This is a genomic window from Streptomyces hirsutus (genome assembly GCF_001418415.1).
Classification (GTDB): Bacteria; Actinomycetota; Actinomycetes; order Streptomycetales; family Streptomycetaceae; genus Streptomyces; species Streptomyces hirsutus.
Window position 1 is genome coordinate 1 of record NZ_LIQT01000774.1, and the last position, 2,827, is coordinate 2,827.

The window sequence follows — 2,827 nt, forward strand, 5'->3', positions numbered from 1 at the left end:
CGCCATGCGTGTCGTCGCCCCCTCCTGGCACACGCCGACCGACGAGGACGGGTGGCGGCTGCGCGACGCCACCGGCGGAGCCCAGACCTACATCACCGGCCACCCGCGCTACCTCGTGCACCTCTCGCGTCGCTGCCCGGACTGCCTGATCCACCTGCGCGCCATGGAAGACCACCTTCTGCCGAAGTACGCAGGGCAGGACGCACTGATCGACTGCGGCTGGTACACCACCACAGCCCTCGGCCAGCTTGTGCACATCGCCGACATCAGGAGCGGCCAGTGAGCCTGCCCGTCCGCCGCCCCGGCGCGCGAGCGCTCCCTGATCACCGCGCTCCGCCCGCGACCTCCGCCACCCAGGTCGCCAAGGCCATCGGAGCAACACCGACGTGATCCCCCGAGTCAGCGCCCGCACCCACACTCCGCACGGCCCGCTCTGCGAGGCCCTGGGGAGAACCGGTGTTGCCACCGCCCCACCCACGGTACGAAATACCCCACGACGATCACCGTAGGAGATTCGTCCCGTTGCCTCTGGCCGACCGATTCCTGTCCGTCCGCCGCGCCCCTCACTCCGACGTGAGGTCCTCGCCCGGGGCGGCGCCCCCGAGGCCCACAGCATTCTTCAGCGCGCAGGGTTCGTCCCTGTCGTCCAGCTCCACGAGACCTGTCACCGCGTACCCATCGATCTCACGGTGGACGAGGAGACCCGCCTCGCCACCAAAGCCGTAGCCCGGCTGCAGGCCGTCGGCTACCACGCCGACTGCGACAAGAACTTCCACACCGCCCGGTGTCCCGCCTCGCTATCTGCCGCTGGGCGCCCAGGTCGCACAGCTCGCCGAGTGCATCCGCAAGGCCACCACTGACGAGGGGGCCGAGGTTCTCACCGAGCTGACCGCCTCTTACGACGGGACCCTCACCGCCCTTGAGGAAATCCTGCAGGCCGCTGCGGACTTCCACGACGGCATGGACGAGGCTGCCGACCCTCATGGCGCTTGCGCTACCTCGCAGACCGGCACACCCAGCACCCCGGCCACAGCACCTACGCGGAAGAAATCCCCGCCACAGAGCGCGAACGCTCCACCGTCTGCGCCTGCCCGACCCGCCACGTGCCGTGCCAGTACCGCCTCCGCCCACCGTCGTCGGACTTCGCAGCTGACGCCATCCCATCTGATCAAGGAAGACATGCACGACCACGACTCCGGACGCCTTGTCTCGTTCGCCGATGTCCTCGCCGGTGAACTGCCCGATGCCTGGACCAGCAGTCACCACCCGGCCGAGGACAAGGACGACCTCGCCGATCTCACCGACCGTATCTGGGACATGGACCTTGTCGCCCAAGCCCTCGTCAAGAACCCGCTCCAGCAAGCGGCGGTCCTCACCCGCCAGGACGGTGCGCAGCTCGTCGTCCTCGACCGGCCCGGACGGGACGGATTCCTCATCGCCGCCGTCGCCCCCAGCAACCTCCCCGCGGAGGCATTCCGGGGCCTGCGTGAACCGGACGGGATCGTCCTGACGGACGACCCGTTCCACAGCGCGGAGCTGGTCGCCGGCGACCTACTGGCCCGCTTCGACACGGCCCTCGCCCAGGTCCGCTGCAACGCGGCAGGCATCCAGCCGTCCCAGCCGGACCGGGTCGTCCTGACCTGGCAGCCGGACGGCAGCCTCGCCGCCGCCCCTGTCAGCGAGAAGGCTGCCGAAGTCCTGGCCGCCAACGGGTTCGTCCGTGACGAGAGCGGCACCTACCGCCTCAGCGGCGACGACACCACCAGCCAGGCACGCGCCGTGCGGGCGATCGGTCCGCAGCTCGACGCGCACGGCATCGCCGTCGCGCTCCAGCACCCCTCGGGCCGGATCCCGCCTACCGCCACCCCGCCGACGCCTTCGCCAGTCCCTGCTGCCACCAGGGCCTCCACCGGGAGGAGACGGTGACGCAAAACATCGGCGAGCACACCGGTCCGCCGGCCGAAGCCCGGCACGAGACTCCCCGACCCATGCGGATCTGCCACCGCCACCACCACTGACCTCGCCCCTCGCTCGGGAGGACCATGCCCCGCACCGCCCCCTACCCGATCCGGCTGGCCGACGAGATCGCGCACCAACTCGGCCGGCTCACCGACCATCTCTCCCAACTCCCCACGCATGAAGCCATTCAGGTCATCGCACGGGTCCTCGAACCGCAGGACGGTGTCCTCGGCCGCGTCACCCACCTGGTTGCCACCGGCTCCCACTTCGCCAAGGACCAGGCCGAACGCGGCATCCTGCCGGCCGAGGTCTGGCTCGCCCTCGGCCGGGCCGCGAACGAACTGCACGACATCGCGCTCGACCTCGACGAGCACACCGAACTGACCACCCGCCCTGCCCCCATTCCTGCACCGCCCCCGAACGCCGCACCACTCGTCGCCCGGCGCCGCCGGTGAAGAAAAAGCAATGGCAGGGCTGGAGTCCAGGCGAGCAGGCCGAGCAGCACTACCTGATCGAGCCCCGTGCCCTCGCAGGCGGCGGAGACATCCGCCACGTCTCCGAGTTCCTGCGCGCCTGCGGGTGGCGGGACCGGTCAAAGCCCGGCGGGCCCCTGCTCATGGACAGCCCCGACCGCGGCATCCGCATCGGGTACGACCCCTTCGTCCAACCCGGCGGATGGACCATCCACGGCAAGGCCACCACCCACCAGGAGGAATGGACAGCGATCTTGGGCCGCCAAGCACCGGTCGAAATCGTCGCCGGGTGGGATGTGCCAGCGCTGTTCCTGGAGCGGAGCCCAGACGTTGGGGGCGTGTGCGGAACGAGGGCGCGTGAGCGCGTCGGTGAGCCCGGCGACGATTTCGACCGG

5 protein-coding genes are annotated in these 2,827 nt (G+C 70.4%); 4 read left to right on the top strand and 1 reads right to left on the bottom strand.

Annotation, left to right across the window (positions count from 1 at the left end; genetic code table 11):
* Positions 1-283 (top strand): hypothetical protein (locus AOK11_RS38505; protein WP_055598236.1); only part of this gene is annotated, 283 nt, incomplete at its 5' end.
* Between the two features lie 280 nt (positions 284-563).
* Here AOK11_RS38505 and AOK11_RS46530 read toward each other — a convergent pair.
* Positions 564-776 carry a hypothetical protein gene (locus AOK11_RS46530; RefSeq protein WP_157869554.1) on the bottom strand — a complete coding sequence of 71 codons (213 nt, stop codon included), beginning with the start codon at positions 774-776 and terminating at the stop codon, positions 564-566.
* Positions 777-1,179: 403 nt separating this feature from the next.
* Between AOK11_RS46530 and AOK11_RS38515 the strand changes: the two genes are divergently transcribed.
* The 3 genes from AOK11_RS38515 to AOK11_RS38525 all read left to right on the top strand — a co-directional run.
* On the top strand, positions 1,180-1,926 hold the full coding sequence (locus AOK11_RS38515; protein WP_055598238.1) for a hypothetical protein: 747 nt from the start codon (positions 1,180-1,182) through the stop codon (positions 1,924-1,926).
* A gap of 116 nt (positions 1,927-2,042) precedes the next feature.
* Positions 2,043-2,414 (top strand): hypothetical protein, encoded by a 372-nt coding sequence (locus AOK11_RS38520; protein WP_055598239.1) that lies wholly within the window; start codon positions 2,043-2,045, stop codon positions 2,412-2,414.
* Positions 2,411-2,827, top strand: a 417-nt coding sequence (locus AOK11_RS38525; RefSeq protein ID WP_157869555.1) for an SPDY domain-containing protein, incomplete at its 3' end; no start/stop codon positions are given. The genes AOK11_RS38520 and AOK11_RS38525, both read left to right, overlap by 4 nt.